General features: G+C 51.4%; 2 tRNA genes. Both read left to right on the top strand.

Features of this window, described 5'->3' with window-relative positions:
* The first annotated feature begins 2 nt into the window (after positions 1-2).
* Positions 3-76, top strand: a tRNA-Ile gene (locus N8M20_RS10250).
* Positions 77-157: 81 nt separating this feature from the next.
* Positions 158-247 (top strand) — tRNA-Ser (locus N8M20_RS10245).
* Positions 248-329: the final 82 nt, after the last annotated feature.

Raw genomic sequence — 329 nt, 5'->3', positions numbered from 1 at the left:
TTGGGCGCGTAGCTCAGGTGGTTAGAGCGCACGCCTGATAAGCGTGAGGTCGGTGGTTCGAGTCCACTCGTGCCCATAGTGTTTAGTCCATTAGTAGAGAATTGAAATATTATCTTTTCACTAAGAGGACACGGGTTTGTTCCCGTATAACTATTTTGGAGGATTACCCAAGTCCGGCTGAAGGGAACGGTCTTGAAAACCGTCAGGCGTGTAAAAGCGTGCGTGGGTTCGAATCCCACATCCTCCTTTTGTATTAACGCGGGATGGAGCAGCTCGGTAGCTCGTCGGGCTCATAACCCGAAGGTCGTAGGTTCAAATCCTGCTCCCGC

The organism is Streptococcus mitis (assembly GCF_946190275.1).
Taxonomy (GTDB): Bacteria; Bacillota; Bacilli; order Lactobacillales; family Streptococcaceae; genus Streptococcus; species Streptococcus mitis_DC.
Note: the sequence above shows the minus strand (reverse complement) of the source record. Positions and strands in the feature narration are given on the sequence as shown.